The sequence below is a fragment of the Nocardia citri genome (genome assembly GCF_054065835.1).
Map to the genome: position 1 here is coordinate 1 of NZ_JBSUQM010000041.1, position 14,971 is coordinate 14,971.

Below are 14,971 nucleotides of genomic sequence, written 5' to 3' on the forward strand. Positions count from 1 at the left end.
GGGGAACCTCAATGAGGGGCTTCGCGGGCAGGTCTGGACCGCTCGCGCAGCGGCAGGGCACACGAGACCAGGCGACAACCTCCGACAGTTGAGATTCCTGACATCATCGCCACCCGCCGATGCCTCCGACATCAGCGGCGCATTGGTGCGACGGGCCGTCATCCACCGCCCAAGCCCCGATCCGAACGCCGAACCCGCCGCCCGCACCGCCGTCACCCGGTCACTGACCCGCAGGCCCAGAACCTCTGGGTGAGATATGGCTGATAGTTGCGGTCCTGAGCAGCCGTGATAGGAGATTCCGGTGCATCTGTGCGAGACCTATCGTGCCGCCGTGTGACGATGAACTGGCTAACGGCTCCAATGGTTTCCGCCTGCGAACACGTCGTACTTCACGGTGCCAGCCTCGATCCCAACGGTTTTCGCGGTCGCGGGCACGACAGTTCCATCGCTGTTCGTGACGGTGCAATGGATTTCGGCACCCACCGTGCCGCGCAGAACTCCGTCGCACGTACTCGACTCGACTGTTCCGACCGACTGCCAATTCATGGTACTGATCCCCTGAAGATGGACCAGCTCGCCGACTTGGCTCGCCACCTCCTCCGCTGTCGCGAATTTGTCGTCGAAATTCATGTCGTATTCGGCGACGTCACCGTCCAGATCGGTGACCTTGGCAGTTAACGCCCACTGCCCGCCGGTGAGATCCACGACCGTGCATTTCTGTGTCGCACCCACTTTGGCGTCCAGCTCGCCGTCGCAAGACACCGACTTCGGATCCTGATGAATCTTGCTTTTGAACAGATCCGTCCCTTTGGACTGGAGGCTGTAAATGCTGACCGACGGCGGACCGGCCGGGCCCGATCCCGAGGAGCACGCCGTCACAACGACAACCGGAACCAGCAGCAGAAACCAACGCATGGCTCAATTTTTGCATCCGCGATGGCAATCTATGACCGTAGGTCGGCCGCCCGCGGTGGCGGATGGTGCCCGACCCGGCAGGTTCGTCTCCCCGGCCGTGCTGATCGACGGTGCTGTCGACGGCGAATCCGTCGCAAGGACGAACACGCTCTATGACCGACAATGGGGCGGCACCGATCCGCTCGACTACTTGTGCCCGGTTCAGGTAGACCCCCGGTCGCTGATGCGGCCTATTCGCCACGATTACTCTCGCCACGTCGCTCGATGAACACCAGCAGCCCTGTTACAGCCACCCAGCCGAGGGCTACAAGCGCTGCGCGTACAGGGTTCCAATCGTCGAACCGTGCCACACGCTTAGCGTTTCCGCAGGTCGATCTGTGTGGTTAGCGCATGTGTCCCCCTCCGGACACAGAGTTGTGGCATTTATGCCCCCAAAATCGGGTCCGGGCATCGCCTGGACACTCTGTCCTGGCCGTACACCCCCACCTGCGGGTTTGCTCCGTTCGGTGGTGGTCGATGTGACCGATGACACAGTATCTCCGCTGATCCCTTCCTTCTCCTCCATCAGACTCATCGACGGCGATGCCTCCGGAATCAGTACCGGTCTGCCGATGGCGACCGTGGAGCAACCACCAGCACATACCGCGGTGTACAGCGTGCGCCCGGTCGACACCAACGGGCGCGTGGTCGACAAAGCCGTTCTGCGAGTACTGGATTGGCACCCCGGTGACCTGCTGTCCTGGCGTATCGCTGCGGGGCTGATCGTGATCACCCGGCCCGGCTACGGCCGCCGCGGGGTCACCCAGCATGGGCATCTATCCTTGCCCGCCCATGCACGGCGAGCCGCGGGCATCCACCATCACGACAGGGTCCTGTTGGCCGCCGATCCTGATCAACGCCTGCTGGTGGTTTTCCCACCGCATGTCCTCGACGAGATGGCCGCTCGCCGCTTCTGCGAGGGGGTGAGCCGGTGAGCGCGCGCAGCGACGCCGACATCGCCGCGGTCCGGATGATGATGGACCGGCTCGATCTCACCGCCGCCGAGCTCAGCGACGACACCAGTGCGGCCACAAGCGTCCCGACCTTCGGTGACTACATCCCAGTCGTCGCCGACAGCATGCCCGAGGGCCGGACCCGCGACCACTACCAGACATACTGGACCAAGATCCTCGCCCAGCCGGGATGGGCCGACCGGCCCTTGAACGAGCCGACTCCCGCCCAGTTGCAGGGGCTGTGCGAGGTGATCAAAACCCAGCGACTGATCCGCCGCAACGGGCGAGACGGACGTGAAGTCGTGCGCCACGTCATCGACGCGTTACGCCGGGTCTACAAGCACGCCGAAGACAACCGGATCATCGACCCACGCGACAACCCGGCCGCGAGGCTGACCAAACCCCGGCGCACCCGATCCAACCGGCGTGCACTGCCCGAAGACATCCTCACCGAGATCAACCGCGTCGCCGCCACCACCGGCAACGACCCGCAACTCGACACCCTGCTGCTGCGCCTGCACACCGAAACCGCCTGCCGCCGTGGCGGTGCACTGGCCTTGCGTCCCCAAGATCTCGATCCCGTGCAGTCGGTGATTCTCCTACGGGAGAAAGGCGGCACCGAACAATGGCAGCCGGTCTCCCCCACACTGATGCGCGCACTGTGCCGCCACGCCGAACAACGCGGAGCCGCACCGAACGAGCAACTACTCCGTGCACGCAACGGTAAACCCATCACCTGCCGTCGCTACAACTACCTGTTCGAGCGCCTCGGCCGATACCTGCCCTGGATCATCACCCACGGCATCTCCATCCACTGGCTGCGCCACACGACGCGGTCAGGCAGATCCTCTGCCCCGAGGCCGGCGATAGCCACTGGGACGAACTCTTTGACATTGGTCCCACAGCGAACGCCGGTCCTCGGGGCGACCCCCGGATATGCGCTGCCAAATCCGTGTTTCGAGCATCACCCACCGCGCCCACCGCGGGCAGTGTGCCTCCGGGTTGGCGAACTTCGTAGGTCGGCGTTCGAGGAACGCGCCGATGCCCTCGGTGGACTCGTCACCCGCTACCGCGAGGGCAGCCAGACCGGTCTCGACTCCCAGGCCGGTATCGAGCGGGGCGTCACGCCCGACCTCGAGCGCATACAGAATCGACCGCACAGCCATCGGGCCCTGGGCAGCGACCTTCTCGGCGATCGCGGTAGCGGTGGTCATCAACTCCTCGGGTGCAACCGGTGGTACTGCGGTCAGTCCGAGCGCGTAGGCGCGGTCCGCGTCGAGGCGCGTCCCGGTGAGCATCAAATGCGCCGCCACCCGCTGCCCCACGGCCCGAGGTAACCGCTGGGTGCCCCCGTACCGGGGAATCAGTCCCAGACTCGACTCGGGTAGACCAAGCGAGGCTTTGGTCGACAACACGGGAAGTGTTGCGGCGAGCATCATTTCGAACCCACCGCCGAGCGCAACCCCGTTGACCGCCGCGATGATCGGCACAGCCGATCGCTCCACCGCACGGAAGGCCTGCTGACCAGAACTCATGACACGTCGGGCCTTATCCGGCCCCATTCCAGCGAGCTCCTTCAAGTCCGCGCCCGCACTGAATGCCTTTTCCCCGCTCCCGGTGACCACCAGCGCCCGAACCGCAGGATCGGCCTCGGCTTCGGTGACCGCATCCAGCAGGGCCTCGATCACCTCGGTGTTCAGCGCGTTATACGCCTCGGGCCGATTGATCATCAGTGTCGTCACCGCATCGGCCCGCTCGATTTCCAATACGCTCATTAGGGCACCATCCCTTCTGCAGCACCTTCTGCTATTACGCCCTCCGCGACCAGTGCAGTCACGTCGTCGTGGCCGTAACCGAGCCCGAGAAGTACCTCACGAGTGTTCGCACCGAGTTCGGGAAACCGCTCATTGCGGGGTGCAGCCGAGGCCAGCCGGAACAGGCTCCGAACAGTCATCAATTCACCGGCTGAGTCCGGTACCGGCATCAGCGACCCACGAGCAATGACCTGCGGGTCCTTGACCACTTCGGGCAGCGTCTGGACGAGTGCGGCAGGTACGTCGACCTCCGCGAGGATACGAAGCCAGTCCGCAGCCGTCCGGGTCACCAACCGCTCGGCGACGAGCGCGGTGATTCGCGGCTGGTGACGGCGGCGCCCGGCGTTGTCAGAGAGCGCCGGATCGGTCGCAAGTTCGGCAAGGCCGACCGCGGCGCAGAAGCGCTGCCACATCGTGTCGTTATCGATCGCGATGCTCCGGTCGGCGGTCTCGAAGGGCTGGTACACCGCGAGAACCGAGTCGGTGCCTCCACTGGGCGCCGGTTCCGGTTCGCCGGCGAGGTACACCGCAATCCGAGGCGCCATCAGGGCGAGGTCCGTGTCGAGCAGCGAGACATCGTTTTCGGTCACCGAGAAGTTGACGTCGAAAGACTTTGGCGCACATACCAAGCACGTGCACAATGTCGACGAGTGGTTCTACGTCCTCGACGGCACTGTCGACTTCGAACTCGAGGGCGAAACGTCGTCGGGGCAAGATGGCGACTCTCTGTGGATTCCTTGGGGCACCGTGCACAGTTTCAACGTCACGAGCGATGTGTGCCATGTACTCAACGGCTATACCCCGGGCGGATTCGAGCAAGTGATCAAGGGGCTCGCGAGACCAGCACCGAAGCGTCAGCTTCTCCCGAGAACGGACGAGCCGGCGCCACAAGACATCGCGGCAGCACAGTTCCTGTTCAGCAATTACTGGACCGCACGAGCCGACGACCCCTGGGCGAAATCCTTTGCCCGCTGATCCCGCGCCGGGCGTCCAGCCGAACCCCTTCTGCGAATGCGTAAGCAAACAACGGTATCGCGACCGGTCTGCTTACGCGTTCGTAGAAAATAAATCCGAACCATAGGCCTCCGCGTGCGCGACCTAAGCCTCGATCCATGGACCAGCCCGAAACCCGGGTCCATGGATCGAGGCTTAGATCGCCTTCATCTTCTTTGCTAGTCAAAGCAACCTAATAGTGTCAAGCCCCAGATTTCACCCTGTCGCCATGAATTCGCTAATGACGCGACTGATATGGAAATCCCTTTTTGACCGGGAACACCGAAGTCCCGTCCGAGCCGTCCCTTCCGGCTATTTCGCGCGCGGGCTTCATTCGTCAGATTTTCAGGTTTCCTACCGCTATGTCATGCCGCGAGGAACATTCCCACAAGAACGGCGCACGCCACCAGGCAATATGCCTCGAACAGTCCACGCAGCGCCAGCGGCGCGTTCCGCAGCTCCATAAAATACAGGCCAACGAAGCGCACCTTGACGAACGCTACGAGAAAGATCACGACGCTCGCGAGTGCATGACTGCCGCCTGCACGATGACCGCCCTCGGTGCCCAGCCACCAGGACAGCACAGTTGCTGAGACCAGCACCAACCAGACCAGCGTGACGCGGGTGCGCGCGATTTCTGCCAATGTCGTCAAATGTTCACCTCACCAGATACAGAAGGGGGAACAGCACGATCCACAACATATCGACCATGTGCCAGAAACATGCGCCGCCCTCGAAAAATGCGAATTGCTGCTTACTCAAATCGGGCTTGCGGGCCAGTACGAATAACACCGATAGCACCACCAACCCGATAATCAGGTGGAACCAGTGCAGTCCGGTCAGCACGAAATAGAACATGAAGAAATCGTTCGCGACGGGCGTGATGCCGTCGTGGATTTTGCCAGTATATTCCACGATCTTCAGCGCCGAGAAAATCAGCCCACACCCGAATGCCCCCACCACGAATAGTGATGCAAGTCTGGATTTCATACGCACGGCTCGGACGGCGAAGACCACAAGCAGGGAGCTGACCAACAGCACGACCGTGTTCGTGGCGCCGAAGTTCTGATTCAATGCTCCTTGGGACACAGCGAACAACCGCGGATTCTTGCAGCGGTAGTTCAGAAATGTGGCGAACAGAACACCGAACACAATCATGTCGCCGAGGATGAACACCCATAGCCCTTCTTCTCCTGGTATATGGGAGCTTGTCCCAGCCTGTTGCCGATTCCGTGCGGTTGTCGTTGACATGGTCCTCCTGCTGTTCGTTGCGGTCCACTACGTCCGACCGATAGTCGGTAACGAGAGCGCACACGATCAGTCGGTCGATGGACTCGGTGGCGCGATTTGTGTGCGTTTGTCGTCGCGTTGCCTCGTTTCGCGTGGCCGGGCCGGGATGATGGGTAGTCCGGGCGCAGCGGTGTGATCGCACCGGATCGCTGAGCCCGACGTGCCCGGCCTTGCCGCGGCAAACAGGGCGAATAAGTTCGCGGCAAGGGGCTTTCGCGGGTTAGAAGATCTTGCGCATGATTTTCAACGCCAGCTTGGTGTAGGGCGGGTAGACGAGTTTCGGGTCGGGGCGGAATGTCTTCTTCAGTACCGCCTTGCGGTGGCTCAATGCCTCGAATCCCCAACGGCCGTGGTAAGCGCCCATACCACTGGCGCCGACGCCGCCGAACGGCAGATTCGGCTCCAGGCAATGCATCGCGATGTGGTTGATCACCACACCGCCGGAGGGGATCTCAGCGATCAGCCGCCGCTGCACCGACGACGACTTCGTGAAGAAGTACGCCGCCAGCGGTTTCGGCCGTGCGGTCACGAAAGCGATTGCATCGTCCAGCTTTTCGTACGACAGCACCGGCAGGATGGGACCGAAGATCTCCTCCTGCATCACGCCGTCGTCCGGGTCCGGATCGACCAGTAGAGTGGGTTCGATCGACAGCGACGACCTGTACACACCACCGCCCAGCACGATCTTGCCCCGCGTCTTCTCGAGATAGCCCGCGAGCCGGTCGAACTGACGCTCGTTGACGATGCGACGTCCGGCACCACCGTCCTCGCGGGTGAACTCGCCGACCGTGGCGATGATCTTGTCTACGAGCTTGTCCCGGATCCGGTGATCGGCCAGTACATAGTCCGGGGCGATGCAGATCTGCCCGGAGTTCATGTACTTCACCCAGGCGATCCGGCGCGCGACGACATCCAGGTCGGCGTCCTGGGCCACGATCACCGGGCTCTTGCCACCCAGCTCCAGGGTCACCGGGGTCAGCGTCGGCGCGGCCGCGGCCATGATCTTCTTGCCGATCTCGGTGCCACCGGTGAACAGCGCGTGATCGAACCCCTGTGCCAGCAGTTCCTGGGTGACTACGGCGTCGCCCTCGACCACGAAAACCGCTTCAGGATCCAGGTATTCCGGCACGATCCGGGCCAGCAGCGCCGAAGTCGCCGGCGCCAGCTCGGACGGTTTGAGGACGGCGGCGTTGCCGGCGGCGATCGCCGCCACCAACGGAGCCAGCGTCAGATACACCGGATAGTTCCACGGACCGATGACCAGCACGACACCGAGCGGTTCGAACTGCACCCAGGCCGAGCCGGGATATTGGCTGAGCGACAACGGCTGCCGCTGCCGCCGCATCCACTTGCCCAGATGCTTGACCGCGAACACCGCCTCGCCGCGGGTGGAGGCGATGTCCCCGAGCCACGCCTCGGGCCCGGGGCGCCCCAGATCGGTGGCCAGCGCGGACGCGATCTGGTCTTCGTGCGCGTCGATCAGCCTGATCAGATTCTTCAGCTGCTCGATGCGCCACTGGCGGCTGCGGGTGCGGCCCGAGGCAAAACCGCGGCGCGCCCGCGCTACGACCGCCGGAACATCGGCCACCGCGGCCGCACGGGTCATCGGTTCGGTCATCTCATCACCTCATCGCAGGGTTGCGGGCATGCGCTTGACGGCCCGCACGAAGTTCCCGACCAGATCGGTGGGCTCGCCCACCTGCAGATCCGGGACCCGATGCAGCAACTGATCGAAGATCTCGCGCAGCTGAATCTTGGCCACGAAATTGCCCATGCAGTAGTGCGGACCACCGCCACCGAAACCGACATGCGGGTTCGGCGAGCGCGTGATGTCGAGCAGGTGCGGATTGTCGAAGACGGTCTCGTCGCGGTTACCGGAAGAGAAGATCGTCGCGACCCAGTCCCCCTTCTTGATCTCCTGACCACCCAGGACGGTGTCCTGGGTAGCGGTGCGCCGGAAGGTCATCACCGGGGTCACCCACCGCACGAACTCCTCGAGAGCGGGACCGATGCGGCCCTCGAAGTCCTCGAGCAACAGCGCCTTCTGATCCGGGAAGTCGCACAATGCCTTGGTCGCCAGACTGATCGTGTTACGGGTGGTGTCGTTGCCGGCGACCGAGAGCAGCACGAAGAACGACGCGATCTCGTCATCGGTCAGCTTGACCCCGTCCACCTCCGCCTGCACCAGATTCGTGATCAGATCCGACCGGGGGTTGCGGCGACGCTCCTGCGCGATCTCCATACCCATCATCAGCAACCCGACCAACGCGTCGTTGAGCAGCTCGACCGGTTCCTTGCCGCCGGCGACATCCTCATCGGCCCAGGCCACCATGGCGTCGGCGAAGTGCGCCGCGTCCTCGCGCATCGACGCCGGCAGACCAACCATTTCGTAGATCGTCCACATCGGCAGCTTCTTGGACACCTGGTGCACGAAGTCGAACTCGCCGTCACCGACCTCGAGCAACTCGTCGACGATGATCCGGGCCTGATTCTTGATCTGGTCGTGGATCTTCGCTATCTGCTTGGGCGTGAACGCCGAGCTGATCAGCTTGCGCAACGCGGGATGCCGCGGCGCATCCATCGCCAGGAACGACGAAGCCGCCTCGAGAATGTCGGCGGGCACTTCCTCGAGCTGAATTCCCAAGCCGGAGCAGAAGATATCCGGCTTCTTGCTGACCTCGGTGATCAGGCGGTGACTTGTGACCGCCCACACGCCCGAGTTCTCCGGCGGCATCAGGGCGCCCTCGATCGGCGGATGCCAGCTCACCGGCCGCTCGGCGCGCAGCACCTTGAATGTCTCGTCCCGCTCGTCGGCCGATTTCGCCCAGAACGCCAGCGGCGAGATGCTCACCGGATCATAGGCACGGGACACCGATTCAACCTCTGTCGTCATGTCCGCTGCTGTCGTGTCTGCTGTCGTCATATCCGTGCTTCCTCATGAGTTCGCCTTGGCGTGGCATCAATTTCGGGCCTGGGTGTACAGCTTTTCCAGCTCGCGTTTGACCAGCTTGCCGGTGGCCGTGCGGGGCAGCCGGTCGACGAAGTCCACGCTCTTGGGGGCCTTGAAGTGGGCAAGACGTTCGCGCACGTAGTCGATGATTTCGGCGGCCAGCTCGCTGGTCCGCGCGACACCAGTGTTCGGCTGCACGACGGCCTTGACCTGCTGCCCCATCTCGGCGTCGGGGATGCCGATGACCGCGACATCGAAGACCGCCGGATGCAGCGCCAGCACATTCTCGACCTCTTGCGGATAGATGTTCACCCCACCGGAGATGATGACGAAGGATTTGCGATCGGTCAGGAACAGATAGCCATCCTCGTCGAGGAATCCGAGATCACCGACTGCGGTCCAGTTCGGATGCTCGCGATGTTGTGCGGCAGCGGTCTTTTCCGGATCCTTGTGGTACTCGAACGGCAGTACTTCGCGCTCGAAGTAGACCGTCCCGACCACACCGGCGGGCAGTTCTGCGTCATTGTCGTCGCAGATGTGCACCGACCCGAGCATGCTGCGGCCCACCGATCCGGGCTTTTTCTCCCACTCAGCGGTCGTGATCACGCTCAGCCCGTTGCCCTCGGTGGAGCCGTAATACTCGGCGAGGATGGGGCCCCACCAGTCGATCATCGCCCGTTTCACCTCCGGCGGACACGGCGCCGCGGCATGCAGTGCCAGCCGCAGACTCGAGGTGTCGTAGCGCTCGCGCACCTCTACCGGCAACTGCAGCATCCGCACAAACATCGTCGGCACCATCTGCGTGACCGTGGCACGGTAGCGCTCGATGGCCTCCAGCGCGTCCTGGGCCCGGAACTTCTCCATCATCACCACGGTCCCGCCGTAGGCGTGAATCACCCCGCACCAGCGCAGCGGCGCGGCGTGGTAGACCGGGGCTGGCGAGAGGTAGACATCGGAGGCGTTGAGTCCGAACAGTTTTCCGGTGACCGCGGTCAACGGATCACCGGGCTGGTCGACGGTGAGCTCCGGCAACGGGGGCTTGATGCCCTTCGGACGGCCTGTGGTACCCGACGAATACAGCATGTCCGAACCGCGAGGCTGTTGCGGCAACCGCTCACCGGCCCCCGCGAGGGCCGCGGTGTAGGAATCGTATCCGTTGATGTCACCACCGAAAGCGAACCAATGCTCCACCCCGGCTGTCAGCGGCCGCACCGCCTCGGCGAGCTCGGCGACGCCCGCCGAAGCGATCACCACCTTCGCATCGCTGTCGTCGAGGATGTAGGCGACCTCCGACGGCAGCAGGTGATAATTCACAGCCGTCACGTACAAGCCCGAACGCAACGCCGCCCAATAGATTTCGAAGCACTCCGGCGCATTGTCCGACACCATGGCGATCACATCGCCCGTGCCCAGCCCCAGATCGTGCAGAACGCGAGCAAAGCGCGCCGAATCGTCATCCAGCTCGCGATAGGTGATCGTCCGGCCAGACCCCGACATCACCACTGCCGGCTTGTCCGGAGTGGACTGAGCGTATACGCCAGGAAACATTTGTGCGGTACCTCTCGGCTCGAAAATCGTGGCGTACTGCCGGATCAGACCAACAGATCCGCGCGCCCGTCACGACGCAGACTCTCGACGTAGGACGGGTAGAGCTTGCTGCCCAGCGGAGCGAGCTTCAGCATGCTGGCGATATTGCCCCCGACCTTGATCTTGCCCCGGGCCATCGCCAGCGGCAGATTGACCTTGCCCTGCCAGTAGGCGTTGCCAGTCTCGGCGGCCATCTTCATCGTGGCCGTCGACCGGTCGAACGACTCCTTGCCGATGTCCACCGCCTGCGCGACCGTGTCCACGACCAGATAGGCGTCCGGCTCGGAGAACTCGAAACCCAGCACGATGCCGGTCGCCGCCAGCTTCGGCCCGATTTCCGGATCGGCGAAGGCCGACTCGAAGATCCCACCGATGTACTTGCGAACCTCACCCGCGTCCTTGAAAGCCATCTCGTCCCTCTCCACCGGGACCAACCCGGTATGTCTTATAATATATCTTTGATTAAATTTTTGGGGCGAATCCGACGTCGATATTCCGTCGGACCTTGTGCCCACTGATTCGAGCCACACCGGCCACCAACCTCGGATAGTGGCCATGCTTCGGCCATCTCCGAGGCCACCTTCACCCACCGTGCTGTGGCCGGTCCGAAACGGACGATCCGGTGAGTGCGGCCGGTCAGGTCGACGCACGATCGCATTTACTTCGACGCCCTTCCTGGGGGCAGGGCCGAGTCGATGCCGCCGATGTCGGTGATGAGCCAGTTGTTGTGGCTGTCCACGGTCAGGTTGTAGGTGGCCGTCGACTGAATGCCGTCGGGTGCCTGACTGTTCTTGGTCAGCACGCTGACGAAGCAATCGACCGAATAGGCCCCGTTGGTCTCGGAGATGACCTTGGCTGTGACCGGTGAGGCACTGGACACCCATTGCAGCGGCGTGATGATCTGTTCCATCGAGGTGCCGGCCTGGGTCAGCCGGTTGGACAGCTCGGGGCTGGTGCCCTTGGTCAGCCGGCCACGCCACGACGCCAGATCATGGAAGTCCATCTGCGCGGCACCGGTGGCGTAGTCGAGGGCGACCTGCTCGGCACGGGCCTGGGCGGCCATGCCGGCGTGCAGGTGGTCGAGGTAGTTCGACTTGGAGTGCAGTTGCCAGCCGAGCACACCCACGGCGACGACGACCGCGGCGGCCATCGTTGCGGACACGATCGTCTTCAGCTTGATCGCGGAATCGCCCGCGCGCCGACCCCGGCGGACAACGAGGTCGACGACCGACGCACTGCCCTCGTCCCGGCGACGTTCGGATTCGGCGGCCTGGGCTGATTCTCCCAACCCCTCTGCTGCGGATTGCTTTGTCATTAGAGTTCTTTCTGCAAATAGCGTTCCAATATTCTCGATATTCGCCTCCGCCGAAGCGCGCGCTATCTTCCCGGTATGCGGAGGTGGATGGTGAGGCTGTCGCCGGAATCGGTTGCGGCTAACGCATTGTCGAGCAGCGTGCCGACGTTCACCGTTGACATCGCCGCCGCACCCGCACGCACGCCCGGCAACAGATCGACCCCAAGTGTGTGCAGGTCGGTGGCATTCTTGTCCAGAAAACGCTGAAGGTTGTCGATGACCGGGCTCGCACCATCGCGAATGCCGACGGTCAGCGGTCCTCTCACCTGCGCGAAACGGAGCGCGTTCAACAACTGGGCGAACGTGCGACCGAACTCGGCGATGTTCGGTGTGGTGTTGACCAGGTCCGCGGGCACCTTCCCGCTCCGCTCCAGCAGTGGCTGCATGGCGTTGAACAGCGTGGTCAGGCTGTCGGCCTGATTGGTGATCATGGTGGCCAGCAACTCACCGGCATGATTCAAGTTCCCCAGCACCTGGGTGTCGTCGGGCAAGGAAACATTCAGCTCGTGGAAGATATCCCCGATCTTGTCCGGATCGATCTGTTCGAGCATGCGGGTCAGCCGCGCCGACAGTTCCTTGAAGGTAGTCGGCACCACCACGTCCACGGGTTTGATGGTGGCATGATTTGCCAGGTAGGGGCCGGATTCGGTGTCCGGGGTGACCGAGACGTAGGCCTCACCCAGCGCCGAGAGGTTGTCCACCCGGAACCGACTGTCGGCCGGGAACTGGTACCCGTCATCGTATTTCATGGCGACAGACACTCCATCGGCCGATGAAGTGATGGCGGTGACGTGGCCGATCTGCACACCCCGCATCAGCACCCCAGACCCCACCACCAGGCCGTTGGTATCCGGCACGGCCATACTCGCGGTGCGCACATGTTCCACCACGCCGATTTCGAGGCCGAGGTGATCTATGTACAGGAAAGACGCGGCGGCCAAGGCGGCCATCCCGGCGACGGAAATGCGTGTCTTGGTGAGGATCATTTCACCGCTCCCAGCATGCGCAGCACATTCTCGACATCGCCGATCACCTGATCGCCATTGGCGGATTGGACCGAGCGGATATTCACCGACGGGTCATTCACGAACGGCGCCACGGTGTTTTGAAGGAAGTTTGTCAGCTTGTCCGAGGAGGCGACATCGTAGATGTCGCGGATCTCCCCACCGGCATCAGCCATCGAGTCCAGCATCGGAACCATCCAGATGCCACCGCTGAAGATACTGCCGATCGAAGGAAGCAGCTCTGACAGATAGGCGATGGCGTCTTTCGCTGTCAGGTACCAGAAGCGGACCCCGTGTTGGGAGAACACCTCGGCCAGGGAGCTGTTCCTGGCAGCGATCGCTGCCGCTGTGGCGTTGGCTCCGTCGAGCATTCGGTCGATCTGCTCAGTGTTCTTCGCCAGATCGTGCAGATCACCCGCGACCACCGAGGCCATGTTCTGCACGTCCGGCAGATTCGGCATGACCCGGTTTATCCGGCTCATGGCGTCTTCGATCTTCTGGATGCTGCCTCCATTGACGAAGTAGGCCAGCAGCGCCATGGTGTCCTCGAGCTGCGGCGGCGATGTCGTGCGGCTCACCGGAATGACACCGCCGGGCTGCAGGACGTCGGTGATGGCGGTGGCCGGGTCGTGGTCCAACGCGACATACGTGTCACCGAGCAGAGTGTCCTGGCGGATGACCGCGCGCGCGTCGGCGGGCACTCGGCTGCCGGCTTTCAGCTGGACCGCCACCGTCACGTCCTGGTTCGACACATCCACGGCGTGCACCACACCGACGCGCAGGCCGTCCATCATGACGTCGGCACCGGTCGGCAGGTTCATCACACTGGCGAACTGCAGCGTGAGGTTGTACGAGTCGCCGATCCCACCGGTCACCGACGGCAGATCGTTCGGGCCCAGCGAGCAGGCGGCGCCGGTCACCACGACACCACAGCACAGCGCCGCCGCGCTGATGCGCGCCTCGAGCCTAATCGACAGTTTCATCTACTTCCCCTTCGCAACAACCAGGTCCAGCAGCCGCAGCGCCGATACCTGGAGGTGCCCGTCGACGCTGCTGCAACCGTCGGCGGTCATGTGGTTGAGCACGTCGCACATCTGCGCCGCATCGGGCGAATTCACCTGCACGGTCGGCGGCTGGTAGGCCACCGTCAGCCAGCCCGGGCTCTGGGACTGCTGCCGCAGCACCGACGCCACCGCCGGGATCGAATCCACCAGCCCCGCAATATCCTTCGAGTGGCCCGCGGCTAGATGGATGGCATCGGTCGCCGGGCCGTCCATCAACGGCCACAGGATGTCCCCGTAGTCCGACTGGATCATGTACAACATGGCGACCAGCCAACCGACACCTCTGGCGAATTCGCCCACACCAGGAAATAGTTCGGCGCCAGCCGGCGCGACCACCGGCGCCTGGTCGAGGATGGACTGGATGGTGGACCATTTTTGCAGGGCTTCGTCGCTCATGGGCGCCATGTTGTGGATGATCGCGCCGATATCCGCGACGAACTGGTTCGGGCTCGACATCGCGTCAGCGGCGTGCTGCATCATCTGACCGGCGAGTTCGCCGTTGCCGTGCATGGCCTTGTCGAAGCCGTCGACCGCCTCTTGCAGGCTCTTGCGACCGTCGTTCGGCGACATAGCGTCGATGAAATCCGCCACCGACCCCGCGATCTCGGAAATGCTCTTCGGCGTGAACGACCGGGAGACCGGAACGCACTGCCCCGCAGCCAGTTTCGGACCGGAGGCGTAGTTGCCGACCAGCTCGAGGCTGCGGTCAGCCAGCAGGGACTTGGACCGGGTCACCGCCTTCACATCCGCCGGATACGCCCGCCCGGAATCCAGCGTGAAGCTCACCCGTACGTGGTTGCCCTGCGGCTTGACGCCGGCGACGTGTCCGACCTTGAATCCCATCTGGGTGACCGGGTTTCCCGGATACAAGCCCACGGCGTCGGGCATATCGGCGCAGAACCCCGAACCGCCTCCGGACCCGCCGTCCCCGGTGATGGTCGCGTAACCCACCGCACCGCTGGCGGCGAGGCCCACCACGAGCACGGACACGAGCGCTACTTTCCGGTT

Annotated in this window: 15 protein-coding genes and 1 pseudogene; 3 read left to right on the top strand and 13 right to left on the bottom strand. The window is 63.4% G+C overall.

Translation table 11 applies throughout. The features are described from left to right. Nucleotides 1-348: 348 nt before the first annotated feature. Entirely contained in the window at nucleotides 349-915 is a 567-nt protein-coding gene (locus tag ACW2Q0_RS29925) for a DUF4333 domain-containing protein (RefSeq protein WP_457194274.1), read from the bottom strand. A 518-nt stretch (nucleotides 916-1,433) separates the two neighbouring features. On the opposite strand from ACW2Q0_RS29925, the gene ACW2Q0_RS29930 reads away from it, so the two are divergent. Continuing rightward, on the top strand, nucleotides 1,434-1,889 hold the full coding sequence (locus tag ACW2Q0_RS29930; RefSeq protein WP_457194275.1) for a hypothetical protein: 456 nt from the start codon (nucleotides 1,434-1,436) through the stop codon (nucleotides 1,887-1,889). Between the two features lie 143 nt (nucleotides 1,890-2,032). Then, a pseudogene (locus ACW2Q0_RS29935) lies at nucleotides 2,033-2,725 on the top strand (tyrosine-type recombinase/integrase); the annotation flags it as partial. A gap of 18 nt (nucleotides 2,726-2,743) precedes the next feature. Here the strand turns inward: ACW2Q0_RS29935 and ACW2Q0_RS29940 are convergent. Further along, nucleotides 2,744-3,682 (bottom strand): enoyl-CoA hydratase/isomerase family protein, encoded by a 939-nt coding sequence (locus tag ACW2Q0_RS29940; protein WP_457194298.1) that lies wholly within the window; start codon nucleotides 3,680-3,682, stop codon nucleotides 2,744-2,746. Next, nucleotides 3,682-4,266 (bottom strand): CoA transferase, encoded by a 585-nt coding sequence (locus ACW2Q0_RS29945; RefSeq protein ID WP_457194299.1) that lies wholly within the window; start codon nucleotides 4,264-4,266, stop codon nucleotides 3,682-3,684. Before ACW2Q0_RS29945 ends, ACW2Q0_RS29940 begins: the two co-directional genes overlap by 1 nt. Nucleotides 4,267-4,279: 13 nt before the next feature. Between ACW2Q0_RS29945 and ACW2Q0_RS29950 the strand changes: the two genes are divergently transcribed. Beyond that, the gene (locus ACW2Q0_RS29950; RefSeq protein ID WP_457194276.1) at nucleotides 4,280-4,696 is read left to right on the top strand and encodes a cupin domain-containing protein; all 417 of its coding nucleotides are present in this window, start codon (nucleotides 4,280-4,282) and stop codon (nucleotides 4,694-4,696) included. A 383-nt stretch (nucleotides 4,697-5,079) separates the two neighbouring features. On the opposite strand, the gene ACW2Q0_RS29955 is transcribed toward ACW2Q0_RS29950, so the two are convergent. The 10 genes from ACW2Q0_RS29955 to ACW2Q0_RS30000 all read right to left on the bottom strand — a co-directional run bounded on the left by ACW2Q0_RS29955 (nucleotide 5,080) and on the right by ACW2Q0_RS30000 (nucleotide 14,953). Further along, a complete protein-coding gene (locus ACW2Q0_RS29955; protein WP_457194277.1) occupies nucleotides 5,080-5,367 on the bottom strand; it encodes a cytochrome C oxidase subunit IV family protein in 288 nt (95 codons plus the stop codon). A 4-nt stretch (nucleotides 5,368-5,371) separates the two neighbouring features. Beyond that, the gene (locus ACW2Q0_RS29960) at nucleotides 5,372-5,890 is read right to left on the bottom strand and encodes a cytochrome c oxidase subunit 3 (RefSeq protein ID WP_457194278.1); all 519 of its coding nucleotides are present in this window, start codon (nucleotides 5,888-5,890) and stop codon (nucleotides 5,372-5,374) included. A 334-nt stretch (nucleotides 5,891-6,224) separates the two neighbouring features. Then, nucleotides 6,225-7,622: an aldehyde dehydrogenase family protein gene (locus ACW2Q0_RS29965; RefSeq protein ID WP_457194279.1), complete on the bottom strand. Its 1,398-nt coding sequence runs from the start codon at nucleotides 7,620-7,622 to the stop codon at nucleotides 6,225-6,227. A gap of 9 nt (nucleotides 7,623-7,631) precedes the next feature. Further along, nucleotides 7,632-8,897, bottom strand: coding sequence for a cytochrome P450 (locus tag ACW2Q0_RS29970; protein ID WP_457194280.1), 1,266 nt, complete (start codon nucleotides 8,895-8,897; stop codon nucleotides 7,632-7,634). A gap of 66 nt (nucleotides 8,898-8,963) precedes the next feature. After that, on the bottom strand, nucleotides 8,964-10,502 hold the full coding sequence (locus tag ACW2Q0_RS29975) for an acyl-CoA synthetase (RefSeq protein ID WP_457194281.1): 1,539 nt from the start codon (nucleotides 10,500-10,502) through the stop codon (nucleotides 8,964-8,966). 44 nt (nucleotides 10,503-10,546) lie between these two features. Next, nucleotides 10,547-10,951, bottom strand: coding sequence for an SCP2 sterol-binding domain-containing protein (locus tag ACW2Q0_RS29980; RefSeq protein ID WP_457194282.1), 405 nt, complete (start codon nucleotides 10,949-10,951; stop codon nucleotides 10,547-10,549). 248 nt (nucleotides 10,952-11,199) lie between these two features. Further along, nucleotides 11,200-11,856, bottom strand: coding sequence for a hypothetical protein (locus ACW2Q0_RS29985; RefSeq protein ID WP_457194283.1), 657 nt, complete (start codon nucleotides 11,854-11,856; stop codon nucleotides 11,200-11,202). A gap of 62 nt (nucleotides 11,857-11,918) precedes the next feature. Continuing rightward, entirely contained in the window at nucleotides 11,919-12,881 is a 963-nt protein-coding gene (locus tag ACW2Q0_RS29990; protein ID WP_457194284.1) for an MlaD family protein, read from the bottom strand. Continuing rightward, nucleotides 12,878-13,882, bottom strand: coding sequence for an MlaD family protein (locus ACW2Q0_RS29995; RefSeq protein WP_457194285.1), 1,005 nt, complete (start codon nucleotides 13,880-13,882; stop codon nucleotides 12,878-12,880). The genes ACW2Q0_RS29990 and ACW2Q0_RS29995 overlap by 4 nt, the downstream gene beginning before the upstream one ends. Then, nucleotides 13,883-14,953: an MlaD family protein gene (locus tag ACW2Q0_RS30000; RefSeq protein WP_457194286.1), complete on the bottom strand. Its 1,071-nt coding sequence runs from the start codon at nucleotides 14,951-14,953 to the stop codon at nucleotides 13,883-13,885. Nucleotides 14,954-14,971 lie beyond the last annotated feature (18 nt).